Source organism: Rhizobium sp. LARHSG275 (assembly GCF_052871115.1).
The window spans coordinates 349,192-373,192 of the sequence record NZ_JBIXJN010000001.1 but is presented as its reverse complement, the minus strand read 5'-3'; the positions used below and the strand labels follow the sequence as shown (position 1 = coordinate 373,192).

The 24,001-nt window shown below is 61.3% G+C and carries 23 protein-coding genes; 6 read left to right on the top strand and 17 right to left on the bottom strand.

The window, feature by feature from the left end; translation table 11 throughout:
- The first annotated feature begins 51 nt into the window (after window positions 1-51).
- Together ACIPSK_RS01735 and ACIPSK_RS01730 are read left to right on the top strand one after the other, a co-directional pair.
- A complete protein-coding gene (locus ACIPSK_RS01735) occupies window positions 52-1,323 on the top strand; it encodes a flavin monoamine oxidase family protein (RefSeq protein WP_162115097.1) in 1,272 nt (423 codons plus the stop codon).
- A 232-nt stretch (window positions 1,324-1,555) separates the two neighbouring features.
- Window positions 1,556-2,587: an aldo/keto reductase gene (locus ACIPSK_RS01730; RefSeq protein ID WP_162115098.1), complete on the top strand. Its 1,032-nt coding sequence runs from the start codon at window positions 1,556-1,558 to the stop codon at window positions 2,585-2,587.
- A gap of 157 nt (window positions 2,588-2,744) precedes the next feature.
- Here the strand turns inward: ACIPSK_RS01730 and ACIPSK_RS01725 are convergent, their stop codons facing one another.
- Entirely contained in the window at window positions 2,745-4,529 is a 1,785-nt protein-coding gene (locus ACIPSK_RS01725; RefSeq protein WP_162115099.1) for an APC family permease, read from the bottom strand.
- A 249-nt stretch (window positions 4,530-4,778) separates the two neighbouring features.
- On the opposite strand from ACIPSK_RS01725, the gene ACIPSK_RS01720 reads away from it, so the two are divergent.
- The 4 genes from ACIPSK_RS01720 (at window position 4,779) to ACIPSK_RS01705 (ending at window position 8,708) form a co-directional block, all read left to right on the top strand.
- Complete coding sequence (locus tag ACIPSK_RS01720) at window positions 4,779-7,148, top strand: DUF1989 domain-containing protein (protein ID WP_162115100.1); 2,370 nt, start codon at window positions 4,779-4,781, stop codon at window positions 7,146-7,148.
- Window positions 7,149-7,418: 270 nt separating this feature from the next.
- Window positions 7,419-7,628, top strand: a complete 210-nt coding sequence (locus ACIPSK_RS01715; RefSeq protein WP_003548109.1) for a cold-shock protein — start codon at window positions 7,419-7,421, stop codon at window positions 7,626-7,628.
- Window positions 7,629-7,855: 227 nt separating this feature from the next.
- A complete protein-coding gene (locus tag ACIPSK_RS01710; RefSeq protein ID WP_017968470.1) occupies window positions 7,856-8,080 on the top strand; it encodes a hypothetical protein in 225 nt (74 codons plus the stop codon).
- 247 nt (window positions 8,081-8,327) lie between these two features.
- Window positions 8,328-8,708, top strand: coding sequence for a DUF6481 family protein (locus ACIPSK_RS01705; protein WP_017968471.1), 381 nt, complete (start codon window positions 8,328-8,330; stop codon window positions 8,706-8,708).
- Window positions 8,709-8,749: 41 nt separating this feature from the next.
- Here the strand turns inward: ACIPSK_RS01705 and minE are convergent, their stop codons facing one another.
- The 16 genes from minE to ACIPSK_RS01625 form a co-directional block, all read right to left on the bottom strand.
- Window positions 8,750-9,010 carry a cell division topological specificity factor MinE gene (minE, locus tag ACIPSK_RS01700; protein WP_003574994.1) on the bottom strand — a complete coding sequence of 87 codons (261 nt, stop codon included), beginning with the start codon at window positions 9,008-9,010 and terminating at the stop codon, window positions 8,750-8,752.
- A complete protein-coding gene (minD, locus tag ACIPSK_RS01695) occupies window positions 9,007-9,822 on the bottom strand; it encodes a septum site-determining protein MinD (protein WP_025397600.1) in 816 nt (271 codons plus the stop codon). The genes minE and minD overlap by 4 nt, the downstream gene beginning before the upstream one ends.
- A gap of 86 nt (window positions 9,823-9,908) precedes the next feature.
- Window positions 9,909-10,628, bottom strand: coding sequence for a septum site-determining protein MinC (minC, locus tag ACIPSK_RS01690; RefSeq protein ID WP_162115101.1), 720 nt, complete (start codon window positions 10,626-10,628; stop codon window positions 9,909-9,911).
- 199 nt (window positions 10,629-10,827) lie between these two features.
- Window positions 10,828-11,430: a methyl-accepting chemotaxis protein gene (locus ACIPSK_RS01685; protein WP_017968473.1), complete on the bottom strand. Its 603-nt coding sequence runs from the start codon at window positions 11,428-11,430 to the stop codon at window positions 10,828-10,830.
- A gap of 100 nt (window positions 11,431-11,530) precedes the next feature.
- Entirely contained in the window at window positions 11,531-12,868 is a 1,338-nt protein-coding gene (locus ACIPSK_RS01680) for an NAD(P)-binding domain-containing protein (RefSeq protein WP_162115102.1), read from the bottom strand.
- Between the two features lie 40 nt (window positions 12,869-12,908).
- Complete coding sequence (locus tag ACIPSK_RS01675; RefSeq protein ID WP_162115103.1) at window positions 12,909-13,949, bottom strand: heme-dependent oxidative N-demethylase family protein; 1,041 nt, start codon at window positions 13,947-13,949, stop codon at window positions 12,909-12,911.
- 31 nt (window positions 13,950-13,980) lie between these two features.
- The gene (locus ACIPSK_RS01670) at window positions 13,981-14,946 is read right to left on the bottom strand and encodes a PDR/VanB family oxidoreductase (RefSeq protein WP_162115104.1); all 966 of its coding nucleotides are present in this window, start codon (window positions 14,944-14,946) and stop codon (window positions 13,981-13,983) included.
- Window positions 14,943-15,548 carry a dimethylamine monooxygenase subunit DmmA family protein gene (locus ACIPSK_RS01665; protein ID WP_162115105.1) on the bottom strand — a complete coding sequence of 202 codons (606 nt, stop codon included), beginning with the start codon at window positions 15,546-15,548 and terminating at the stop codon, window positions 14,943-14,945. Before ACIPSK_RS01665 ends, ACIPSK_RS01670 begins: the two co-directional genes overlap by 4 nt.
- 11 nt (window positions 15,549-15,559) lie before the next feature.
- On the bottom strand, window positions 15,560-16,693 hold the full coding sequence (locus tag ACIPSK_RS01660; protein WP_162115106.1) for an aminomethyltransferase family protein: 1,134 nt from the start codon (window positions 16,691-16,693) through the stop codon (window positions 15,560-15,562).
- Window positions 16,694-16,843: 150 nt separating this feature from the next.
- Complete coding sequence (gene purU, locus ACIPSK_RS01655) at window positions 16,844-17,728, bottom strand: formyltetrahydrofolate deformylase (protein WP_162115107.1); 885 nt, start codon at window positions 17,726-17,728, stop codon at window positions 16,844-16,846.
- A 94-nt stretch (window positions 17,729-17,822) separates the two neighbouring features.
- Complete coding sequence (gene glnT, locus ACIPSK_RS01650; protein WP_017968480.1) at window positions 17,823-19,130, bottom strand: type III glutamate--ammonia ligase; 1,308 nt, start codon at window positions 19,128-19,130, stop codon at window positions 17,823-17,825.
- A gap of 79 nt (window positions 19,131-19,209) precedes the next feature.
- Entirely contained in the window at window positions 19,210-20,538 is a 1,329-nt protein-coding gene (locus ACIPSK_RS01645) for an FMN-binding glutamate synthase family protein (RefSeq protein WP_003548137.1), read from the bottom strand.
- A 14-nt stretch (window positions 20,539-20,552) separates the two neighbouring features.
- On the bottom strand, window positions 20,553-21,239 hold the full coding sequence (locus ACIPSK_RS01640) for a GltB/FmdC/FwdC-like GXGXG domain-containing protein (protein ID WP_162115108.1): 687 nt from the start codon (window positions 21,237-21,239) through the stop codon (window positions 20,553-20,555).
- Window positions 21,240-21,277: 38 nt separating this feature from the next.
- On the bottom strand, window positions 21,278-22,186 hold the full coding sequence (locus ACIPSK_RS01635) for a class II glutamine amidotransferase (RefSeq protein ID WP_162115109.1): 909 nt from the start codon (window positions 22,184-22,186) through the stop codon (window positions 21,278-21,280).
- Window positions 22,187-22,274: 88 nt separating this feature from the next.
- Window positions 22,275-22,958: a helix-turn-helix domain-containing protein gene (locus tag ACIPSK_RS01630; RefSeq protein WP_162115110.1), complete on the bottom strand. Its 684-nt coding sequence runs from the start codon at window positions 22,956-22,958 to the stop codon at window positions 22,275-22,277.
- Between the two features lie 79 nt (window positions 22,959-23,037).
- Window positions 23,038-23,997 (bottom strand): GlxA family transcriptional regulator, encoded by a 960-nt coding sequence (locus tag ACIPSK_RS01625; RefSeq protein ID WP_162115111.1) that lies wholly within the window; start codon window positions 23,995-23,997, stop codon window positions 23,038-23,040.
- Between the last annotated feature and the right edge of the window lie 4 nt (window positions 23,998-24,001).

Below are 24,001 nucleotides of genomic sequence, written 5' to 3'. Positions count from 1 at the left end.
GGCATGAGAGCGACCCATTCCACTAACCGTCGCGCGACCGAAGGAGAATGTATGCCTGGTGACAACAGCAAAGGTGCCGACGAGGATGTCGTCGTCATCGGCGCCGGTGCCGCCGGCATTGCCGCCGCCCGCCGCCTGCAGGCAATCCGCCCGGATCTTTCCATCCTCCTGCTTGAAGCCGGCGATCGTCTCGGCGGTCGCGCCTGGACGGTCGGGCTGCCTGAAGCCGCCGATATCGGGCTCGATCTCGGCTGCGGCTGGCTGCATGGCGCGCGGACCAATGCCTGGACTGCGATCGCCGGCGAGGTCGGACTGACGGTCGACCGCACGCCTGCGCCCTGGAACGATGGCGGACGGCGGCTTCAGCGGGATGACGCGGCGGCGCGTGCCGCAAGGCAGGCGATCGGCGCCTACTTCGAGCGCCTCGAGAGCCATGGGGGGAATGATGCAGCCATGGCCGATATGCTCGAGCCCGGCAATCCCTGGAACGGCCAGATCCGGGCGGTCGGCACCTATATCACGGGCGCCGAACTGGAGCGGTCGTCGGTCGTCGATTACAACAGATACGATCCCGGCCCTGGCCCTGACTGGCGGGTGCGCGAGGGCTATGGAACGCTGGTCTCACTTTACGGCAAGCCGGTTCGGGCAAGGCGCTGCACCGAAGTCACGCGCGTTGACCATCGTCATGCCGGCCGTATCGGCATCGAGACGAACCAGGGCGTGCTCAGTGCCCGCGCGGTGCTGGTGACGGTTTCGACGAATGTGCTTGCCGCCGGCAAGATCGCCTTCGACCCGCCTTTGCCTGACAAGATCGAGGCAGCGGCCCGTTTGCCGCTCGGGCTCGCCGACAAGCTGTTCTTGAAGCTCGCAAATCAGGAGGCGCTGCCGGCGGATACGCATATGCTCGGCTCTACCAGTCGCGGTGCAACCGGCACCTATCAGCTCCGACCCTTCGGCGCTCCCGTCGTCGAGGCTTATTTTGCCGGCGACCTCGCACATGATCTGGAGGGGCAAGGTAGAGAGGCTGCCTTCTCCTTCGCTGGAGATGAGCTGGCGGCACATTTCGGCGCGGATATCCGCAAGGAATTGTCGGTGGTCGCAATGTCGGCCTGGGCCGCAGCGCCCCATATCGGCGGCTCCTATTCCTACGCCGAACCCGGCGCCTCCGATCTGCGTGGCCGTCTCGCTGCGCCGCATGACGGGCGGATCTTCTTTGCCGGCGAAGCCTGTTCGACATCGCGTTATTCGACGGCGCACGGCGCCTACGAGACCGGCGTCGCTGCAGCCGAGCTGATCGCAGCGTCGTTTTCGCAAAGTCCGTAACCTTCGCCGGCCGCGATGGCAGGCAGGAATATTTTTTTCTCACTTGGTCGCGCGGACGGGATTGGTTATGCTCCCCCTCGCCCCTGTGCTCCCAGCCCAGGGCGCTATACGCCATCCGGCGGCGAGCGGCCGCCTCAAGCACAATATTGTCATTGTCATTGATTGCAGGAGCCCCGGCTTCTACCCCGACCGTTTGCGTGTCGGCTGCGGGTATCCGAATGAGGAGGAAGAAATGGATTATCGCAAGCTCGGTCCGAGCGGGACCGTCGTCACCGCCTATTGCCTCGGCACCATGACCTTTGGCGCAGAGGCCGATGAGGCCGCCTCGCACAAGCTGCTCGACGATTATTTCGCCTGGGGCGGCAATTTCATCGACACCGCCGATGTCTATAGTGCCGGCAAGTCGGAAGAGATCATCGGACGCTGGCTGAAGGCGCGTCCGACCGAGGCCCGCCAGGCGATCGTTGCCACCAAGGGGCGGTTCCCGATGGGCAACGGCCCCAACGATATCGGCCTGTCGCGCCGGCATCTTAGCCAGGCGCTCGACGATTCGCTCCGCCGCCTCGGCCTCGAGCAGATCGACCTCTACCAGATGCATGCCTGGGACGCGCTGACGCCGATCGAGGAGACGCTGCGTTTTCTCGACGATGCGGTTTCCTCCGGCAAGATCGGCTATTACGGCTTCTCCAACTATGTCGGCTGGCACATCGCCAAGGCCTCGGAGATCGCCAAGGCGCGCGGCTATACCCGTCCAGTGACGCTGCAGCCGCAATATAACCTGCTGGTGCGTGACATCGAACTCGAAATCGTCGCGGCCTGCCAGGATGCCGGCATGGGCCTGCTGCCGTGGTCGCCGCTCGGCGGCGGCTGGCTGACCGGCAAGTACAAGCGCGATGAGATGCCGACCGGCGCCACCCGCCTCGGCGAAAACCCCAATCGCGGCGGCGAATCCTATGCGCCGCGCAATGCGCTGGAACGAACCTGGGCGATCATCGCCGTCGTCGAGGAGATCGCCAAGGCGCATGGCGTCAGCATGGCGCAGGTGGCGCTCGGCTGGACGGCGGCACGGCCGGCGATCACATCCGTCATCCTCGGCGCCCGCACGCCGGAACAGCTCGCCGACAACCTCGGCGCGATGAAACTCAAGCTCTCCGACGACGACATGACGCGGCTCAATGAGGTGAGCGCGCCCCAGCCTTTCGACTATCCCTATGGCAAGGGCGGCATCAACCAGCGCCATCGCAAGATCGAGGGCGGCCGCTGAGCCTTTCTTCTGTCTCCGAACGAACCCTGTCCGCTTCTTGCCGAAGCGGACAGATCTCCGTTGATGGCGGCGAGACGATCGCTCGATCCCCGCTTCCACGCAAAAAGCCGCCATGTTTCCATGGCGGCTTGGCGGCCTATCTGCTTGGGAGGCGATTTTAGGCCGGAAGCTGGAAGATCACGTTGGCGATCAGAACGATCGCCAGGCCGCCGGCGAGTGCCAGATAGGGCAGGATGCCGGCTTTCTTGATGCCGAGATCCTGGCCGACGAGTCCGAGATCCTCCATCGCGCCTGCGGGGAATTTGCCGCCGTCGCGCACATAGTGGCGATAGGCGAAGACCGGCAGGATCAGGGCGGCGAAGATGAAGCCGACCCAGAGGGCATTGGAATAACCCCAGACCTTGGCACCCGCACCGAGGAAGAGCGCGTTGACGAAGGCCAGCACGGTGTTGAGGCCGATCAGCCAGGTCGGCGCCTTCCAGGGGCGTTCGATATGACCGGAATCCATCCGGTGGATCCAGCCGGAATTGAGGTTCAGGAAGTTGAAGATAATGTAGCCGACATTCGAGACGGCGAGCACGAAGAAGTAGCCGCCGGCATCCGAGGCGATCGCCAGCAGGAAGAGATTGAAGGCGAAATCGGTCCACATCGCCCGGGTCGGCGCGCCGTGCTCGTTGACGTGGTCGAGATATTTCGGCAGCCAGCCATCTTTCGAGCCCTGGTAGAGCGTGCGCGAGGAACCGGCCATCGCCGTCATGATGGCGAGGAAGAGTGCCATGATCATCAGTACGACGAGCAATTGGGTAACCACGCGGCCGGCGCCGATCAGGCCGCCGAGCGCTTCGGCAACACCGGTGCCATCGACGATGCCGGGGGCCAGCATGCCTGCGTGGCCAAGAACGCCCTGGAAGGCGAAGGGCACGAGGAAGAAGAACAGGCAGCAGGCAAGGCCGGAATAGAAGATCGCCTTGAAGGTGTCGATCTTCGGGTTTTTGAGCTCGCGGGTGTAGCAGACGGCCGTCTCGAAGCCGTAGGTCGACCAGGCGGCGATATAGAGGCCGCCGAGGAAGAGTGTCCAGCCGCCGTTGCTCCAGGTGCCGTCGACAGCGGCATAGGCGGCTGTCGGAGGCACGAGACCGGTGACGTTGGCGGCAAGGATATGGCCGCTGACGATCGGATAGAGGCCGATGATGAGCAGCGGCACCAGCACAATGATGGCCAGCCACTTCTGCACGCTTGCCGTTTCGGAAATGCCGCGATGCTGGATCGCGAAGATGACCAGCATCAGGATGCCGCCGATGAAGAAGGTGGCGTTGATATTGGCGGTGGCAAGGAAGGGAATGTTGAAGCTCAAGAGCGACCAGCTGCGGATCGCCGGCGTCAGGGCGGCGACACCGTCGGTGCCGAGCAATGCCTTGACGGCGTCATCCGGCGTCGTGCCGGCATGGGCTGCAATATATTCGGCGACGCGGGGGCTGTCGGCCGTGATGGAAGCGGCATGCGCTGAGATCCAGTCGAGGACCATTTGCGAATCCGCCGCGGGAATCGGATAGAATGCGTTGAGGATGTAACCGGCGGCGATGGCGCAGCCGAGCGACAGCACCGGCGACCAGGCAAACCAGTTGCACCAGACGGACAGCGGCGCGATGAATTTCGAATAACGCAACCAGGCGGTGGCGCCATAGACCGAGGCGCCGCCGGATTTGTTGGCGAACATGCCGGCGATCTCGGCATAGGTGAAGGATTGCAGGAAACCCATCACCATCGAGATGATCCAGACGACGAAGGCGAGCTTGCCCGTCGTGCCCGCAATCCCGCCGATGGAGAAAAGAACAAGCGGCGGCACGCCCGCAGCCACCCAGAATGCGCCCTTCCAGTCGAGCGCGCGTACAAGCTTACCTTCGGTGCCGGATGCAATCCCGGCCTCCACAATGTCTGTCATCAGTGAAATTCCCCATTCTATTTGTTCCGGACGTATCTCTGTACGTCTCCCTGAACGTGTCTCCCTGACAGTCTCAAGCCCGCCCGGATAATTTTGACGATCCGTGTTCCCGACGGATTTCCCGAGTCTCAACTCTTTATGCATAGTGAAGATATTTTCTTTTTAGTCAACATCGCTTTACTTTCCACAGCCATTTTGTAAACCTGTGTCCGCATGCCGGAGGGCATGCCCGATCCCCATGAGGGCAGAATGCGAGAACTTCATCCTGCTATGACAGGCCTGCGGCCGGCCGCTCCGAGCCTCGTGCATTATCCCGGCATTCCCACCCTGCCGGAGGGAACTGAGCGCTACAGGGCAAAGGGCGGCGGATCGGTCGTTGCGCGCGTCGACCCGGGCGACAGCGTCAGCGTCATCGACAGCGAAGGCGGGCAGGTCTGCGAGATCTCCTTCCTCGACGAGAAGGGCCGCTTCCTGGCCGCCGGTCTCGGGACGGCATTCAGCAATTCAGCCGAGGGTTTGAAGGCCATTCTTCAAGCGGAGGATGAGAGTGCTGCCCGCACGCGTGCCGCGCTTCAGCGTCGCGGCGCCGATCTGGCAGTTGCCGGCGCGCTCTGCATCTTCGGGGCGGGATCGACCCCGGGCAGCCAGGCGGATTTCACGATTTCCATGAAGGGCCTATTGATCGTCGCAGCACCGGCCAGCGCCATGTCGCCGGAGGCGCAGGATACGGCGACGCCGATCGAGATCAGGATCAAGCGCAGCCTGCTGATCCGCGATTATGCCTCTGCCCTGCCGGAACCGGCCGCCGATCCGGTCGAGGATATCCGCATCGGGGCGGCGACCGCCGCAGCCTATTTCGTGCGTGCCGGCGAATTCATCCAGATCATCGACGTCTATGGACGCCAGTGCACCGATTTCCAGGCTTTTGCCGCCCGCAAGGTCGACAAGGGTCTCGACCTCGCGCTTGATTCCACCGTCACCCGCACGCTGCTTGGCCGCAGCTATCCAATGCCGGGTCTCCCCTCCAAGGCCTTCGACCGCGACTTCGAGCCGCTGGTCGAAATCGTCCAGGATACGGTCGGGCGTCACGACGCTTTCGCGACCGCCTGCAATTCGCGCTATTACGACGACATGGGTTATCCCGGCCACGTCAATTGCACGGATAATTTCAACGCGGCGCTGGCGCCCTATGGCATTGCCAGCCGCAAGGGGTGGGAAGCGCTGAACTATTTCTACAACACCAATATCGACCACAACAACCAGCTCTATCTCGACGAGCCCTGGTCGCGCCCGGGCGATTACGTGCTGATGCGGGCGCTGACCGACCTCGTCTGCGTCTCCTCGTCCTGCCCTGACGATATCGACGCGGCGAACGGCTGGGATCCGACGGATATCCACGTCCGCACCTTTTCCGGAAAAGAGAAATTCTCACGAGCGGTAGCCTATCGCATGACCCCAGATGCCGACGCCGAACTGACACGCGAAACCGCCTTCCATCCCCGCCTCTCCGCGTTGACGCGGGACTACACCGAATATCGCGGCTACTGGCTGCCGAACCGCTTCTCCAGCGAAGGTCCGGTCGAGGAATACTGGGCCTGCCGCGAGCGCGCCGCCGTCATCGATCTCTCACCCTTGCGGAAATTCGAGGTGACGGGGCCGGATGCCGAGGAGTTGCTGCAATATTGCCTGACGCGCGACGTGCGCAAGCTGTCGACCGGCCAGGTCGTCTATTCCACAATGTGCTACGAAAACGGCGGCATGATCGATGACGGCACGCTGTTCCGGCTCGGCGACAAGAACTTCCGCTGGATCGGCGGCGATGATTTCAGCGGCATATGGCTGCGCCAGCAGGCGGAGAAGAAGGGCTTCAAGGCTTGGGTCCGCTCTTCGACCGACCAGATGCACAATATCGCCCTGCAAGGTCCGAAGAGCCGCGATATCCTCAAGGAAATCATCTGGACGGCGCCGCGCCAGCCTGACATCGGCGAGCTCGAATGGTTTCGCTTCACTGTCGGCCGCATCGGCGGCTTCGAGGGTGCCCCGATCGTCGTCTCGCGCACGGGTTACACCGGCGAACTCGGCTACGAGATTTTCTGTCATCCGAAGGATGCGCTGACGGTGTTCGACGCCGTCTGGAAGGCGGGCCAGCCGCACGGATTGAAGCCGATGGGGCTGGAGGCGCTCGACATGGTCCGCGTCGAGGCGGGTCTGATCTTTGCCCATCACGAATTCACCGACCAGACCGACCCGTTCGAGGCCGGGATCGGCTTCACGGTGCCGCTGAAATCCAAGCAGGACGAATTCATCGGCCGCGAGGCGCTGATCCGGCGCAAGGAGCATCCGCGCCATCTGCTCGTCGGGCTCGACATCAAGGCCAACGAGGCCGTCGGCCATGGCGATTGCATCCATATCGGCCGGGCCCAAGTGGGCGTTGTCACCAGCGCCACGCGCTCGCCGATCCTCGGCAAGACGATCGCGCTCGCCCGCATCGACGTGATGCATGCGAGCCCCGGCACCGAGGTCGAGATCGGCAAGCTTGACGGCCACCAGAAGCGCCTGCCGGCGACGGTCGTGCCGCTTTCGCATTATGACCCGCAGAAGACGCGGCCGCGCTCGTAATGCCTGCTTTTGAGGTCGAGGCCGGCGATCGGCGTCCCGGCATGCAAGGCGGCCGAGATGCAACCTGATGATGAGTGAACGGCCCTGAAAAACTAAAAATTGACAAATTCGGGTTGAGTGACTATATCTCGGTAGTCGATATTGCTTGTTTGACTTTTGTTATCGCACGCTGGCAACGTGCCCTGGACGAACTTCCCTCTTCAAAATCGAGATCATCATCCGTCGTGCTTCCGCACGTGCGGTCGTTCAATTGCTATGAAAGGGTTTGTTATGACCACTGGCACAGTTAAATGGTTCAATTCCACCAAGGGCTTCGGCTTCATTCAGCCTGACGACGGCGGCGCTGACGCCTTCGTTCACATTTCTGCCGTCGAACGCGCTGGCATGCGCGAAATCGTCGAAGGCCAGAAGATCGGCTACGAGCTTGAGCGCGATAACAAGTCGGGCAAAATGTCCGCTTGCAATCTCCAAGCTGCTTAAACTGAAATCTGCTTTCCTTTGACCGCGGATGTACCGGCACTGTCGAAAGTATGATACTATCAAGGTCAGGCACGTTGCCTGGCCTTTTTTGCTGAGTCGGCCAGCGGGCTGCTGCACAATTTCTTAAACGCGGAATCCGTTTAACGAATTGTGCAGAATTCAAAGCGTTACAGCGTCCTTTGCGCGTCTGAAAGACGTGCGGCGCTGTGATAAAATCCAGGATTGATATGACAGAGTCACATAGCAAATCACGCAAGCAGGCGGAGATTGCCTTCGGAAACGTGCAATCGCAGTTCCTGGCGCGAAGCCGCGCGGTCGAAGAGATCGATTCGACCGTACGTGCCCGCGAGGAAAAAACCTTGCGGTTACGCGAAGCGCGTGAGGCCAAGGAATTGCAGGATCGCTTGACAGGGGTTACTGCTCCTGTCGCGAAGCGAAAAAAGAAAATCTGACCCTATGGCATAATTCCTTAAATCGGATTCGATTTCAGGATAAAGCCATGTGCAGTTCAAGGTATTACAGCGCCTTTGCGCGTCTGATGGCGTGCGGCGCCATGGAACAAGATGAGTTTACGCCGGATCGGCCTAAACTCTGAATCTTGTCCTAAATTAAAGAGTTAGAACATGATTTCGTCCGAAAACCGCGCAGATTTTTCGGCATCATGCTCTAGGGTCGAAGTCAAACAGTCAGGAAACAGATTTGAAAAACGCCAAAAACAACGAGCTTTCCGATCGCCGCAGCGCCGCTGCCGAAGCCAAGGCGGCTCTCCTCAACGCGTATCGTAACGCCAAGGATTCAGCCGAACCCACAAGGCTGGCAAAGCAGGCGGAGCGTCAAGCCATTGCCGCGGCCAGGGAAGAACGTCGCGCTCAGCGAGAACGGGTCAAGCTCGAAGAGCAGGAGCGGGCTCAGGCCGCGGAAGCCGAACGTCAGGCTGCCGCCGAAGCCGCAGCACGCGCCGATGCCGATGCCCGCGAAGCGGCTGACAAAGACCGGATCGCTCGCGTGATTGCCGACGAAGCCGCCCGAAAGGCCGAGCGCGACCGGCGCTACGCCAATCGCAAAGCCAGACAGTCCTGATCGTCAGCGCCGCCTGTCGTCAGGACAGGCAGCGCTGTCTTTCAGGCAGCCTGCACGGCTGCATTCAGCGGGATTTCGACGTCGATTTCGAGCGTCGAAACGTACTCGTTGCGATCGATCGTCACCTGCACCTTGTCGTGATCGAGCTGCACGTGCTTTGCGATCACCGCAAGGATTTCCTCGCGCAGCAGGGAGACCAGGTCCGACCCCGCCGAGGAACGTTCATGGGCGAGAAGGACCTGCAACCGTTCGCGGGCGGCCGGTGCGGTTCTCTGCTTGTTGAAAAGACGGAAAATATTCATGCCGCCCTCCGTCCGAAGATCTTGCCGAAAATATTGCGCTTTTCCTCTGGGATGGCGATCGGCACGACTTCACCAGCGAGCCGGCGAGCGGCGTCGAAATAGGCCATCGCAGCCGCGCTGCGGCTGTCTGCCAGCGTGACCGGCGCACCGATATTGGATGCACGCAGAACATCCATGCTTTCGGGTATGATGCCGAGCAGCGGGATGGACAGGATTTCCAGGACGTCGTCGACCTTGAGCATGTCGCCGCGTTCGGCGCGGTTGGCGTCGTAGCGGGTGAGCAGCAGGTGCTTTTCCATCCGTTCGCCGCGTTCGGCCTTGGCGGTCTTGGCATCCAGCAGGCCGATGATGCGATCCGAATCGCGCACCGACGAGACCTCGGGATTTGTGACGACCACGGCAACATCGGCGTGGCGCATGGCAAGCGTCGCACCGCGCTCGATCCCGGCGGGGCTATCGCAGATGATCCAGTCGAAATAGCGCTTCAGGTCGTTGATGACGCGCTCGACGCCCTCGGCCGTCAGGTTGTCCTTGTCTCGCGTCTGCGAGGCCGGCAGCAGGAACAGGGTCTCCAGCCGCTTGTCGCGGATCAGCGCCTGGGTAAGCTTGGCGTCGCCCTGGATGACATTGATCAGGTCGTAGACGACCCTGCGCTCGGCGCCCATCACGAGGTCGAGATTGCGCAGGCCCACGTCGAAATCGACGACGACGACTTTTTCATTGCGTTGCGCCAGCGCCGCTCCCAATGCGGCGGTCGAGGTCGTCTTGCCAACCCCACCCTTGCCTGACGTGACGACGATCACTTTCCCCATCATTGTCTCTCCTTTGCCGTGGCCCCAGTAATTCGAAGTGTTGAAGCGTCCTTTGCGGCTCTCGATGAGACGCGCGGGCGCTGTCGTCAGATCAGTTTCTCTGCCATGATCGCGTCGTCTTCGAGCCAGAGCTGAACAGCCTGTCCGCGAAGATTGGGCGCCATGTCTTCCGCCATCTTGTAGATACCGTCGATTGCAACCAGCTCGGCCTCGAGCTTGCGGCAAAAAATCCGCGCCGATGCGTTTCCGATGGACCCCGCCATGGCTCGGCCACGCAAGGCGCCGTAGATATGGACGGACCCGCCGGCGATGACCTCGGCACCCGAGGCGACCGAACCGATGACGGTGACGTCGCCTTCCGGAAAGATCACCGATTGCCCGGAGCGCACCGGCTCCCTGATGACGATCGATTGCATGGTTGGGCGGGTCTCTGCCACTACCGGTTTGCCGGGCTGATCGGCAGGCTCCTTTGCCTGAACCTCGATATCGGAAACCGAACGACCGCCTTTGAGTGCCGGCGGCATGCCGGACCCGAGGATCGAAGGCCGTGCGCCCTCGATGCCCATGATGCTGACATTGCGCTTGGCAAGTTCGGCAATCAGGTCCTTCAGCTGCGGTAGGTCGATTTGCAGGTCCGTCAGGTCGAGCACGACAGGCCGTCCGAGGAAGAAGCCGGCCGAACGCGCGGCCAGATCGTCCAGCCGGATCAACCAATCATCGATCGGAAGATCCGGAGACAGCATGACCGCGAGGAAAGAGCGGCCCTTGATGCGGATGGAGCGAGCGTCTGTTAGCACTTTGGTCATCTATGTGAAGAAATCGTTGACCATGTCTACCGCTGCTATGGTTAACAATAAGTTAACGCGGCCTTAATATTCCCCACAATCACAGCCGATTCTTCAAGCGCCGGACTGCCGTAAGCCATTGGAAAAGCGATGCAATCCCCGGAAGAACGGAACGGTTAATAATGCGGCTTTGAACTTGGGCCGCAAATCGGGTTAACGCTCAGCCTTCCGCCTTGCGTTGTGCGTTGGAAATGGCGCGCGCGGCCTCTTCCGAGGAGTTGGCGAGCGTGCGCATCTCGGCGGCCAGCACGGCAAATCCCGATCCGGCCGTGCCGGCGCGGGCGGCCTCGATGCCGGCATTGACGGCCAGCAGCTTCAGGTAACGCAGCGATTGCAGGATTTCATTGGTCTTCGAGGCGGTGATGCGCATGTCGGCAGTCTGGTCATCGATTCGCTGGTAGAGTGATTCGATGTTGATGATGCTGCCTTCGAGATAGAGAAGCTCACCCTTCTCGTCCCAGATGCCGCCGCCGGTCTCGGTGACCCAGATGAGATGACCCATGGCATGGCGGATGCGGTATTCCATCGTCCAGTCTGTGCGCTTCTCCAGCGCCCGTCCGACGATCTCGTCCATCAGAGGCACGTCTTCCTCGTACATGATCGAGGTAAAGGTCCGCGTGCGATTGCCGATGATTTCGTCGACGGGATAACCGAAGATGCGCTCGATTCCATTGGTCATCTCAAGCATCGTATAGTTTTCATCGGCACGGCAGCGATAGAGAAAACCGCTCATGCGCCCGAGAATGCTCGTTTGAAAATCCATGAAGGCCACATTCGAAGAGAAGAGTTGCAGATGAAAGGCGCATGTCACAATGCCGGAAGAGAGCGCGAACACACTCCTCCGGCAATGCAGGCCCGCCTCATCAGTTGCGCAGATATTCTTCCATGGAATCGTCGAGCGCCTCGACCCAGGGCGTGTGGTGCGTCGGCGACAGGTTGCCGGTCATCAGCGATCGGTAGGCATGGTCGCGGAAGCCCATGATGTTGTGGGCCTTGTGATGTTCCCACTCCATGAAAGTCTGGTTGGTCCCCTCGATGTCGAAGGAGGGATAATCGGTTTCGGCGAGCAGTTCCTTCACATAGTCGCCCTGATACCAGATCATCTGCTCGGCATCTTCGAGCGTCTCCTCGCGGGCGCGCCACATGTCGAAATTGGCCTTCAGTTCCTCTTCCGGCGGCAGGGCGATGCGGCCCATCATCACGTCACGCGTCCACCAGGCCTGCACGTCGAACATGTTGAAGGTGTAGAACTGGTCCTGCATGCCGATATAGAAAAGCTGCGGGTTCTTGTCGAAGATCACCCCCTTGTAGAGGCTGTCAGCCCAGAGGCGGTTGGCTGTCTTCAGCCGGAGATCGTCAGGCAGGAAGGGGAAATGGTGCTGGTATCCGGTGCAGAGGATCACCGCATCGACCTCTTTGGTCGAGCCGTCGAGGAAGTGCGCCGTGCGATTTTCGAGCTTCACCAGCAGCGGCCGCTCCTCGAAATTATCGGGCCATTTGAAGCCCATCGGCTTCGAACGGTAGCTCGTGGTCACCGATTTCGCGCCGTATTTCCAGCATTGCGAGCCGATGTCCTCGGCCGAATAGCTGCGGCCGACGAGCAGGATGTCCTTGCCCTTGAACTCCAACGCGTCGCGGAAGTCGTGGGCGTGCAGCACGCGGCCGTTGAACGTCCTCACGCCCTCGAAATAGGGCACGTTCGGCGTCGAGAAGTGACCCGATGCCACGACGACATAGTCGAACTCCTCGTCATACATCCGGTCCTCGATGCGGTTATGTGCCGTCACCGTGAATTTCTTCGTCTGATCGTCGAAGCGGACCATGCGAACCGGCGTGCTGAAGCGCACCCAGTGGCGAACATTCGCCTTCTCGACGCGGCCCTTGATATAATCCCAGAGCACGGCGCGCGGCGGATAGGAAGCGATCGGCTTGCCGAAATGCTCCTCGAAGGAATAATCGGCAAATTCGAGGCATTCCTTCGGTCCGTTCGACCAGAGGTAACGATACATGCTGCCGTGGACCGGCTCGCCATATTCGTCGAGCCCGGTGCGCCAGGTATAGTTCCAGAGCCCGCCCCAGTCCGACTGCTTTTCGAAGCAGACGATCTCCGGGATCTCGGCGCCCTTCTGCGCGGCCGATTGAAAGGCGCGCAGCTGCGCCAGCCCGGAAGGCCCGGCACCGATGACGGCTACTCTTGTCATGAAGCATTCCCCTCTTGATTATATCGCATTGTCCTGCGTGTCAGTCCGGATAGATGCCGGGGCTGGTCGGCGCCCCGTCGTCATATTTGGAAAGCCACTCGATCGTCGTCTCGCGGAAGCGGGTGAGGCCCTTGTAGTCGATGAGCTCGGGCGGCAGCGTCTTCAGCACGCGCGGGAAGCGGCGCGCCCATTTCGGCACGGTGACGAGCTCTTCCATGTTCATCAGGTAGCAGCGGATGACGAAAAGGATGGCGTTCGAGCGCGGCAGGCGCCAAAGGCTCTGCACTTCGACGCGCAGATGCACCTTCTCGCCGACATTTTCCGGCGTCACCGTGGTGCGGTCAGGACCCCATTTGTGATAATTCTCCGGGCTGGTGTCGAGCCGCGGATTGATCGTCATCGTCCAGTTGAAGCGCCGTGTCGGCTTGCCCTGCTGCAGGTTCAACAGGAATTTCAGCGCCCGGTCGAAGACGCCGATCTGGTGGGCGAGCGGCACCGGCCCGTGCCATTCCATGAAATTCATGCCGATATCGAAATCGAGCGACCAGTCGGCCTGCGTCGTCACCATGCCGGCGTCCATCCAGAGATTGCCGTCGCGTTGGTCGACGATGCAGAAATCGCCCTGGGCCTGACGGGTGATATATTCGAAGGGCTCATAGGGCAGCGTCGAGGCATCGCCAAAGGTGAAGCTGTCGTCGATGCCGAGCGGGCGGTTGATCCAGCGCCACTGGTCGCCGTTACGGATCAGCGTGAAATGATCGGGGTAACCCGCCGCCTGCTCTTCCATCAAAAGTTCGAGCGTATCCCATTGCGCGCTCATCATGTGCGGCAGCGCCTGATAGCGTAGCGGATCTTCCTTCAGGACCAGTGCCCGGTCGTGCATCTCGGCGACATAATGCTCGTCGACGTCGATCAGGCTTTCGTAGACGGTTCCCGCCCGGCCGTGCACATGCGGCTCCATGTTGACCGAATACATGTATTCGTCGCGGTCGAAGGGAAACGGGAAACGCCGGATGTTATCGGAGCTGTTCCGATAGCTGAAATCGTTCCGGAAGGTTTCCTGCTTGAAGACGATTGCCATGTTCGGTCTCCTTGTTCCGGTTCCGATGCCGCTAGAGATCAAGATGCAGCGTGTTTCCCTCGAAGCGGGAAACGCAGATCATCACCTTGCGGCCGGATGCCTTTTCTTCATTCGTCAGATAGACGTCATGGTGCAGCAGCTTGCCGTCGCAGGTGACGACCCCGGTCTCGCATTGACCGCAGGCGCCGCCGCGACAGAGGAAGGGCGCGTCGACGCCCGCCGCCTCGATCGCCTCCAGCATGCTTTCGTGATGGCCGACCTTCACGGTCTTGGCGGACCGCAGGAGCTCGATTGCGAAGGGCTTGCCGGGCAGCGACGACAGGAACCGTTCCGAGTGCAGGTTCTGTTCCGGCCAGCCGGCGTCCAGTCCCGCCTTCAGCACGCCGTCGATCATCCCGGATGGGCCGCAGACATAAAGATGCGTGCCAAGCGGCTGGGTGCCGAGCAGGCGCGTCAGGGGCATGGCGTCGCCTTCGGCATCGCAATAGATCTTGATGCGATGTCCGCCATAGCGCTCGGTGAGTTCCCGCCAATAGGCGCCGCGGTCGCGCGTACGGATGGCATAATGCAGCTCGAAATTGGCGCCCTCCCGGGAAAACTGCTCCATCATCGCGATGAAGGGGGTAATGCCGATGCCGCCGGCGATCAGAAGATGCTTGCGCCCGCGCCAGTCCGGCTGGAACAGGTTGACGGGATAGCTGACCTTGAGCTCGTCGCCTTCGCTGAGCTTCTCGTGCATGAAGGTGGAGCCGCCGCGCGAATCCTCGACGTGCAGCACGCTGATTTCATAGGCTTCGCAATCATGCGGCGGCGACATCAGCGAATAAGCATTGCGGCGCATATGGCCGCCATCGTTCATCAAAACGATGACGTGGGCACCGCCGGAGAAATAAGGCATCGGCTTGCCGTCAAGGCGCTCGAAACGGAAGCGCTTGACGCGCTCGGCGATCGGCGTGATCCGCGTCACGCGGACAGGAATTTCAGTACCACCGCTCAAAGGAACAACTCCTCCGGGTCAGGCGCGCTGCCCGGTTCTTCCGCGTCGATATTGACGCCCTGGAAGGCGGCGAGCCGGCGCGAATAATGGTCGCGCACCAGAAGCGGCAGCCCGCAATGGCTACACGTGAAAGGGCTGGTGGTGACGTCGTCGGTGATGCCCTTGCAATGGACGCATTGCACACGCCGGGCGAGCGAACCGCGATGCTCGGTGATGACGGAGGCATGGTCCATGCCGTAATCCAGCGCCACCAGCATTGCCTGGCCGATGAAGCCTTCCGTGCCCGACAGATAAAGCCGTGTGCCCATATGGGCGGTGGCAAGCGACCCCTTCAATCGGAAGAGCAGCGTGGCGATCGTCGGCGCCGTGAAGAACATGTCGGCGCCGAGGCGGGCCAGCGCCTCCTCCAGGCCGGTACCCTGCGAGCCGCGGGCGAAATAGAGGATTTCGCTGCGGGAAAGCGCCGTTTCGTCAAGCCCCGGCTGCTGATCGAGCAGAGCCTTGGCGCCCTCCCCTTCGAGCGCGAAAATGTGCCGCCGGGCGCGCGGCTGGATGGTCAGGCCCGTGTAGACTGGTCGGCTCTTGATGCCTGCAACGAGCATGCGCGTGCTCCCTAACCTACGGCAATCCGCTTTTTCTTTTCCGGATCGTCGAAGGGAAGCGTGTGGGCGGTGGCGCTTGCCTGCACGGTCTTGCCGCGGACCTCGAGTTTCGTCCCATGCACTGCCTTGTCAACGTCCAGGCGGGCAATCGCCATGGATCTCTTCGTCAGCGACGAATAGCTCGGGCAGGTGATGACGCCGACCTTTTTGCCGTCGGCAAAGACGTCGTCGCCGAGATCGGCCGGTCCTTCGGCATCGATCAGCATGCCGAAAATCTTGAAGCGTTCCTTGCCCTTGAGGCGCGCATGTTCCTCGGCGCCGCGGAAGCCCGTCTTGCCGGGGCTGACGGTAAAGTCGAGGCCGAGTTCCCAGAGGCTGTCGCCGGGCGGCTGGTCGGCGAAGGGATACATCTGCGAATTGTCGTAGGGGTAGAAGAGCAGGTAGCTTTCGACCCGCAGCATATCGAGAACCGAGAAGCAGCAGGGGATGATGCCCATCTCCTTGCCTTCCTCGACGATCCGGTCCCAGACCATGACGGCGTCCTGGCCGCGCACGAAGATTTCGTATCCGCGCTCGCCGGTGTAGCCGGTGCGCGAGATCATCACCGGTGCGCCGAACAGTGTCGTCTGCATATGATGGAAATATTTGAGGTCGCGGATGCCGGGGACATATTTGGCGAGATAATCGACCGCGATCGGCCCCTGCAGCGACAGGTCGTGCAGGTCGTCGTCGAAGAGGACGGCGCAATTGCGGCCTGCGGCCTGCTTGACGAGTTCCTCGTGGCCGGAGCCCGAGCCATGCACCAGCATCCAGGAATTCGGGCCGGTGCGGTAGACGATGCAGTCGTCGGTGAAGTGGCCGCGTTCGTTCAGCATGGTCGCATAGACCGAACGGCCGGGGTAGATCTTCGTCAGGTCGCGGCTGGTAATGTAGTCGAGCACGGCGATGGCGTGCGGCCCGACCAGGTGCACCTTCTTCAGGCCCGAGACATCCATGATGCCGGCCTTGGTGCGGACGGCGACATGCTCTTCCGACATGTCCTTGTCGTAGGTCCAGGCGGTGCCCATGCCGCTCCAGTCCTCGAGCTTCGATCCCAGAGCGCGATGCCGATCCGCCAAGACGGAGAAACGCCATGATAAAGCCATTGTCCGTTCCCTTTTATTTCCTCTACGGAATATTTATTTCCTGACTATATAAGTCTTTCGCGCCGTGGCAACCCCGCCCGGCATGCATTTCCCAAAACTTTGACGGTATCTGTCCTGCGGCGCGATGGGTGCGATGACGCCAATCATCTCTCAGCCCATCCGCTCCGACGCGTAACTTCCGGGGCTTGCCGGGAAGACCACGGTGCGGTTGCCGTTGATGAAGGTGCGGTGATGGATATGGGCGTGGATGGCACGCGCCAGCACCTGGCTTTCGACATCGCGGCCGATCGAGACATAGTCGTCGGGCGACTGCGCATGGGTGATGCGCGCCGTGTCCTGCTCGATGATCGGGCCTTCGTCGAGATCGGCGGTGACGTAATGCGCCGTCGCGCCGATCAGCTTCACGCCGCGTTGGTAGGCTTGCTTATAAGGATTGGCGCCCTTGAAGCTCGGCAGGAAGGAATGGTGGATATTGATGATCTTCCCGGACATCTTCTGGCACATTTCGTCCGACAGGATCTGCATGTAGCGCGCCAGCACGATCAGCTCCGTGCCGGTCTGCTCGGCCACATCAAGGATATGGGCCTCGGCCTGTACCTTGTTGGCCTTGGTGACCGGAATATGATGGAAGGGGATGTCGTGGTTGACCACGACCTTCTGGTAATCGAAATGGTTGGAGACGACGCCGACGATATCGATCGGCAGGGCGCCGATCTTCCAGCGGTAGAGCAGATCGTTCAGGCAATGGCCGAAGCGCGACACCATCAGCAGCACCTTCATGCGCTTCTCGCTGTCGTGACAATCGTAATCCATCTCGAAGGGAGCGGCGACAGCTGCAAAACCGGCGTCGATATCGGTGCCCGACAGCCCCTCTTCCGAGATGAAGCTGACGCGCATGAAGAACTTGCCGGTATCGAGATCGTCGAACTGCGAACTGTCGATGATGTTGCAGCCCTTGTCGGCCAGATAGCTCGAAATCGCCGCGACGATGCCGCGCGTCGATTTGCAGGATACGGTGAGTACGAAACTCTTCATGCTGTCGCTTCCTTCGCTATCCCAAGCGCAGAGGGCTAGATGACGCCGGAGCCTGTCCGCTCCGGCGTGATGAGCGTGTCTTCAGAAGGTCCACTCAGATGTCGAGCGTACTGTCGCGTTCCCACTGGGTGAAATGCGAGCAGTAAGCGTTCCACTCCTGATGCTTGAGCTTGAGATAGGCGGCGGAAAACTCGGCCCCGATCGCCTGCTTCAAGCCCTCGTCGGCATCATAAGCGCGCAGCGCGTCGAGCAGATTGAGTGGCAGGCGCGGCGCATCCTTCACCAGGTACCCCTCGGCATACATGTCGATATCGTAGTGGCGGCCGGGATCGGCTTGGCTGCGGATGCCGTCAAGGCCGGCAGCGATGATGATCGCCTGCAGCAGGTACGGATTGACCGCACCATCCGGCAGGCGCAGCTCGAAGCGGCCCGGTCCAGGCACGCGCACCATGTGGGTGCGGTTGTTACCGGTCCAGGTCACGGTGTTCGGCGCCCAGGTCGCGCCCGATGTCGTGCGCGGCGCGTTGATGCGCTTGTAGGAATTGACCGTCGGATTGGTGATCGCGGCAAGCGCGGAGGCATGTTTCATGATGCCGCCGAGGAAGGTCTTACCCTGAGCGGAGAGCCCAAAGGCCATTTCCTTGTCCGCGAAGGCGTTGACCTTGCCATCGATGTCCCAGACCGAGATATGGGCATGGCAGCCGTTTCCAGTCAGGCCCTTGAAGGGCTTCGGCATGAACGTCGCGCGAAGCCCGTGTTTTTCGGCGACCGACTTGACCATAAACTTGAAGAAAGAATGCTTGTCGGCCGTCTGAAGCGCGTCGTCATATTCCCAGTTCATCTCGAACTGGCCGTTCGCGTCCTCGTGGTCGTTCTGATAGGGCTTCCAGCCAAGCTCGAGCATGTAGTCGCAAATCTCGGCGATGACATCATACCGGCGCATCACGGCCTGCTGATCGTAGCAGGGCTTTTCGGCTGTATCGAACTGGTCCGAAATCACCGAGCCGTCCGAGGAGATGAGAAAGAACTCGGGCTCTACGCCGGTTTTTACCCGGAGCCCTTCTTTCGCAGCTTCAGCGACCAGTCTTTTCAGCACCACACGTGGTGCCTGTTCGACAGGCTGGTCGTCCATCACGCAGTCGGCGGCAACCCATGCGACGTCCTTCTTCCAGGGTAGCTGGATGACGGAGGAAGCATCGGGAAGCGCGAACAGGTCGGGATGGGCAGGCGTCAAATCCAGCCAGGTTGCGAAGCCCGCGAAGCCGGCGCCATCCTTCTGCATATCGGCGATGGCTTCGGCGGGGACCAGCTTGGCGCGTTGGCCGCCGAACAGGTCGGTATAGCTGATCATGAAATATTTGATGCCTTTGTCTCTGGCAAAAGCAGCAAGGTCCAGTGTCATTTCGTTCCCCTTTGGATTTCTTGGAGACACTTTGCTTATGGATGCGAGACGGCCGGGACATTTGCCCGGCCGGTAGAAATCAGTAGCCTCCCTTGCCGGGATACCAGTTTGTGCCGGCGAGCGGGATCTGCGCCATGGCGGCGGCCTCCATCGTCAGGGCGCAAAGATCTTCCGGTTCCAGGTTGTGCAGGTGGTTCTTGCCGCAGGCGCGCGCGATGGTTTGGGCTTCCAGCGTCATGACCTTCAGATAGTTGGCAAGACGGCGGCCGGCGGCGATCGGATCGAGCCGCTTCATCAGTTCCGGATCCTGCGTCGTGATGCCGGCCGGGTCCTTGCCTTCGTGCCAGTCGTCATAGGCGCCGGCCGTCGTGCCGAGCTTTTGATACTCTTCTTCCCAGTGCGGATCGTTGTCGCCGATCGCAACCAGCGCCGCCGTGCCGATGGCAACGGCATCGGCCCCCAGCGCCAGTGCCTTGGCCACGTCGGCGCCGGAACGGATGCCGCCCGAGATGATCAGCTGCACCTTGCGATGCATGCCGAGATCCTGCAGCGCCTGGACCGCGGGGCGGATGCAGGCGAGCGTCGGCATACCGACATTCTCGATGAAGACATCCTGCGTTGCCGCGGTTCCGCCCTGCATGCCATCGAGCACCACCACGTCGGCACCGGCCTTTACGGCAAGCGCTGTATCGTAATAAGGGCGCGCGCCGCCGACCTTCACATAGATCGGCTTTTCCCAGTCGGTGATCTCGCGCAGTTCCAGGATCTTGATTTCGAGATCGTCCGGGCCAGTCCAATCCGGATGGCGGCAGGCCGAGCGCTGGTCGATGCCCTTCGGCAGATTGCGCATGTTGGCGACGCGATCGGAGATCTTCTGACCGAGCAGCATGCCGCCGCCGCCGGGTTTTGCGCCTTGACCGACAACCACTTCGATCGCGTCGGCGCGACGCAGATCCTTGGGATTCATGCCGTATCGCGACGGCAGATACTGGTAGACCAGCGTCTGCGAATGGCCGCGTTCTTCATCGGTCATCCCGCCGTCGCCTGTCGTGGTGGAGGTTCCGGCAATCGTCGCGCCGCGTCCGAGCGCTTCCTTGGCATTGCCGGAGAGCGCGCCGAAGCTCATGCCGGCAATGGTGATCGGCGTCTTCAGGTGAATGGGCTTTTTGGCGAAGCGGGCGCCGAGGACGACCGACGTGTCGCACTTCTCGCGGTAACCTTCGAGCGGATAGCGCGAGATCGATGCGCCGAGAAACAGCAGGTCATCGAAATGCGGCACCTTCCGTTTGGTGCCGGCGCCACGGATGTCGTAAATGCCGGTCGCCGCAGCACGGCGGATTTCCGCCAGCGTGTAATCGTCGAAGGTCGCGGACTTGCGCGGCGGGGTATAGGGGTTGTGATAGCTCATGATGGTCCCTCGCCTTAATACGCGTCGGCGTTGTCGATATTGAAATTGTAAAGCTTGCGGGCGGAGCCGTAACGCTTGAATTCCTCGGGCCTCACTTCGGTCACGCCCGCCTTTTCGAGAAGTTCGGCGAGCTTCGTCAGATGCTCGGGACGCAGCTCCTTTTCGATGCAATCGGCACCCAGGCTCTTGACCGAACCGCGCACGAAGAGCTTCGCCTCGTAGAGCGAATCCCCAAGCGCATCGCCGGCATCGCCGAGCACCACGAGGTGGCCGGACTGGCCCATGAAGGCGGACATGTGGCCGATATTGCCATGAACGACGATGTCGATGCCCTTCATCGAGATGCCGCAGCGCGATGCCGCATTGCCCTTGATGACAAGGAGGCCGCCGCGGCCGGTTGCGCCGGCATACTGGCTGGCATCGCCCTCGATGACGACGGTTCCAGACATCATGTTTTCCGCAACACCCGGACCTGCCGAACCGTGAACGATGACGGTCCCGCCGTCATTCATCCCGGCGCAATAATAGCCGACAGACCCCTTCACATCGACCGTGACGGGCGCATCGATGCCGACGGCAACCGAATGGCTGCCGCGCGGATTGACGACTTCGAAGGAAAGATCGTTCGAACCGTTCTGGATGTTGTGCAGGGCGCTGTTGAGTTCACGCAACGGCGTAGTGGCAAGATCAATGACAGGCATGTTTCAATAACCCTTGGAAAATACGCATGAGGCGCCGGTCAAGCGACCTTCTGGTGATCCCAGAAATAGACGGTTGCAGGCTCCGGCTCCCAGACCCGGGCGTTCTCGATGCCGGGCAGGTTGACCAGCGCCCGATATTCGGAACCGAAGGCGACATACTGGTCCGTTTCGGCCATGACGGCGGGCTTGCAGGCGATCGCATCGCGCACCACGCCGAAGCCGGATTTCGTGCCAACGACGAAGGTGAAGAAGCCGTCGAGGTCATCCACCGCGCCTTCCAGCGCCTGGCCGAGATTCTTGCCCTTGGCCATCTCTGCCGTCAGATAGGCGGCGGCGACCTCGGTGTCGTTTTCCGTTTCGAAGGTCATGCCCTCGCGCTTCAGTTCTCGGCGGAGATTGTTGTGGTTGGACAGCGAGCCATTATGCACCAGGCATTGGTCGGAGCCGGTGGAGAAAGGATGGGCGCCGAGCGTCGTGACGGCTGATTCCGTCGCCATGCGGGTATGGCCGATACCGTGGGTGCCGGCCATCGAATTGACCGCGAAGCGCGAGACGACATCCTTCGGCAGACCCGTTTCCTTATAGATCTCGATGGCGTCGCCGCTGCTCATGATGCGGATGTTCGGACGCAATTCCGAAACGGCTGCCTTGCCCGTCTCGAGCAGGTCCCTCGCAAGCGTGATGACGGCATGCGTGCTCTTCACCTGGACGGCGACCGATGCGCCAACCGCCTGGCCGAGCTCGGCCTCGAGGCCGGCGAAATCCTTCTTCGGATTGGACGACTGGATGGTGATCTTGCCGCTGTTGCCGCTGGCGTCGCCATAGATCGCAATACCGGCGCTGTCCGGCCCCCGATCCGTCATCGTCACCAGCATGGAGGACAGCAATGCCCCGAGCTCCGGTTCGAGACTTTTATCCTTGAGGAAGAGACCCACAATTCCGCACATGACCAGACCTCCGTTCGTGTTGAAAAAGGACTAGCAGGTCTATTTTGAGTTTTCAACTGGGAAGAAAGATTTTTTCCTTTGAGGCAAGTCAGCTTTTCGAGCTCTGCTGTGGATAGCTGATGATCGAGAGGTATTTGCTCGGCAGTTTCACCAGTTGCTCCGGCCCATGCGGCGCATCGGCGTCGAAGAACAGGCTATCGCCGGGCTGCATCTGAAAAAGCTGGTCGCCGTGGCGGTAAACGACTTCGCCCTCAAGCATATAGAGAAATTCCATCCCCTCGTGCTGGAAGGTCGGGAAGATGTCGGAATCGGTCGTCAGGGTGATGAGGTAAGGCTCGACGATGACGCCGCTGGTATTGTTGTCGATATGGCCGAGCAGATTATATTGGTGGCCGGCGCGCGTGCCGCGCCGTTCGAGCTCGATGCCCTGGCCTGCCTTGACGAAGACGGCGTTGCGCGGTTCCTCGAAACGGCGGAAGAAGGCCGTCAGCGGCACGCCGAGCGCCCGCGACAGCGATTGCAGCGTCGTCAGCGACGGCGAGATGTTGCCGTTCTCGATCTTCGAGAGCATGCCGAGCGAAATGCCGGTCGCTGCCGCCAGATCGGTCACGGTAATGCCGAGTTTCTTGCGGTAGGCGCGCACCTCATGGCCGATCGCCATTTCGAGGTTGTTTTCCTTCGGCTCGCGAACGGCGTGCGGGTCCTGGGAAAAGGGAGCGCGTCCGCCAAGCGCCTGTTCCGGTTGCTCTGCCGCTTCACGCTTGGATTTCATAGGTTTTCCCCTGCCGCCTTCTCTTTTGTTCAAGGCAACCCTATCGCCATAGTGAAAATTCCTCAACCGTGAAGAAAACCTATTCCCGCCGCGCCGCGCGCGGAGCGATGCCGTAGAGGGCACGGAACATCCGGGAAAAATGGCTCAGGCTGGAAAAGCCGGTGGCCACCGCGATTTCCGAGACGGAAAGCGGGCTCTGCTTCAGCAGCCGATGGGCATGCTGCAGCCTGATCCTGCGGTACTGCTCGAGGAAGGTACTGCCGAGGTGAGCCGAAAAGAGCCGGTCGAGATGGCGGGTGGTGACGCCGGCAATGCGCGCCATGGCGGCGCGCTCCAGCGGCATCTCGATCGTCTCCTCCATCCGTTCGAGAACGCTGAGCAAGCCGGGATGATGGACGCCGTAACGCTGCGCCAGCGAGGCGCGCTGGGGTGCAGCCGGCTCGTTGACCTCCGTATGAAGATACCAGTCGCTGACCCGGCGGGCGAAATCCGGCCCCATGCGCTCGGCGATCAGCACATGCATCATGTCGAGCGGTGCGATGCCGCCGCCGCAGGTAATCCGGTTGCCGTCGATCAGGAAGCGCGCCTGGCGCGGCGTGAGATCCGGGAAGGCTTCGAGAAGGGCGGCCGCATGCTCCCAATGGATGGTGAAGTCGCGACCGCCAAGCAGTCCGGCGGCCGCCATCAGATAGGGACCGCCCGAGATGCCGCCGATCCTCACACCTTCGCGCGACAGCTGCCTCAAGCAGGACAGCACGCCGGGATAGCGCCAGTCGCGGGGCAAACCGCCGGCGCAGACGAAGGCCGTTCCGAGCCCCGAGCCCCTGACAGGGAGAGGTTCGGCGGGGACGCTGACGCCCGAGGAGGAAAGTGCCGCTGCGCCATCCGGTGAGAAGATCTGCAGCCGATAGATCTCACGTCCGGCCAAGAGATTTGCCGCCCTGAGCGGCTCCGTCGCCGAGGCATAGGACATCAGCGCAAATCCCGGGATGAGGATGAAGCCGATCGTCTGCACATTTCTGCTATCAAGCGAGGACATGTCT

Excerpts from the sequence above, each read along its gene's own strand:
- ACIPSK_RS01735 (WP_162115097.1), top strand. The coding sequence starts at position 52 with ATGCCTGGTGACAACAGCAAAGGTGCCGACGAGGATGTCGTCGTCATC.
- ACIPSK_RS01730 (WP_162115098.1), top strand. The coding sequence starts at position 1,556 with ATGGATTATCGCAAGCTCGGTCCGAGCGGGACCGTCGTCACCGCCTAT.
- ACIPSK_RS01725 (WP_162115099.1), bottom strand. The coding sequence starts at position 4,529 with ATGACAGACATTGTGGAGGCCGGGATTGCATCCGGCACCGAAGGTAAG.
- ACIPSK_RS01720 (WP_162115100.1), top strand. The coding sequence starts at position 4,779 with ATGCGAGAACTTCATCCTGCTATGACAGGCCTGCGGCCGGCCGCTCCG.
- ACIPSK_RS01715 (WP_003548109.1), top strand. The coding sequence starts at position 7,419 with ATGACCACTGGCACAGTTAAATGGTTCAATTCCACCAAGGGCTTCGGC.
- ACIPSK_RS01710 (WP_017968470.1), top strand. The coding sequence starts at position 7,856 with ATGACAGAGTCACATAGCAAATCACGCAAGCAGGCGGAGATTGCCTTC.
- minE (WP_003574994.1), bottom strand. The coding sequence starts at position 9,010 with ATGAATATTTTCCGTCTTTTCAACAAGCAGAGAACCGCACCGGCCGCC.
- minD (WP_025397600.1), bottom strand. The coding sequence starts at position 9,822 with ATGGGGAAAGTGATCGTCGTCACGTCAGGCAAGGGTGGGGTTGGCAAG.
- minC (WP_162115101.1), bottom strand. The coding sequence starts at position 10,628 with ATGACCAAAGTGCTAACAGACGCTCGCTCCATCCGCATCAAGGGCCGC.
- ACIPSK_RS01685 (WP_017968473.1), bottom strand. The coding sequence starts at position 11,430 with ATGGATTTTCAAACGAGCATTCTCGGGCGCATGAGCGGTTTTCTCTAT.
- ACIPSK_RS01680 (WP_162115102.1), bottom strand. The coding sequence starts at position 12,868 with ATGACAAGAGTAGCCGTCATCGGTGCCGGGCCTTCCGGGCTGGCGCAG.
- ACIPSK_RS01675 (WP_162115103.1), bottom strand. The coding sequence starts at position 13,949 with ATGGCAATCGTCTTCAAGCAGGAAACCTTCCGGAACGATTTCAGCTAT.
- ACIPSK_RS01665 (WP_162115105.1), bottom strand. The coding sequence starts at position 15,548 with ATGCTCGTTGCAGGCATCAAGAGCCGACCAGTCTACACGGGCCTGACC.
- ACIPSK_RS01660 (WP_162115106.1), bottom strand. The coding sequence starts at position 16,693 with ATGGCTTTATCATGGCGTTTCTCCGTCTTGGCGGATCGGCATCGCGCT.
- purU (WP_162115107.1), bottom strand. The coding sequence starts at position 17,728 with ATGAAGAGTTTCGTACTCACCGTATCCTGCAAATCGACGCGCGGCATC.
- glnT (WP_017968480.1), bottom strand. The coding sequence starts at position 19,130 with ATGACACTGGACCTTGCTGCTTTTGCCAGAGACAAAGGCATCAAATAT.
- ACIPSK_RS01645 (WP_003548137.1), bottom strand. The coding sequence starts at position 20,538 with ATGAGCTATCACAACCCCTATACCCCGCCGCGCAAGTCCGCGACCTTC.
- ACIPSK_RS01640 (WP_162115108.1), bottom strand. The coding sequence starts at position 21,239 with ATGCCTGTCATTGATCTTGCCACTACGCCGTTGCGTGAACTCAACAGC.
- ACIPSK_RS01635 (WP_162115109.1), bottom strand. The coding sequence starts at position 22,186 with ATGTGCGGAATTGTGGGTCTCTTCCTCAAGGATAAAAGTCTCGAACCG.
- ACIPSK_RS01630 (WP_162115110.1), bottom strand. The coding sequence starts at position 22,958 with ATGAAATCCAAGCGTGAAGCGGCAGAGCAACCGGAACAGGCGCTTGGC.
- ACIPSK_RS01625 (WP_162115111.1), bottom strand. The coding sequence starts at position 23,997 with ATGTCCTCGCTTGATAGCAGAAATGTGCAGACGATCGGCTTCATCCTC.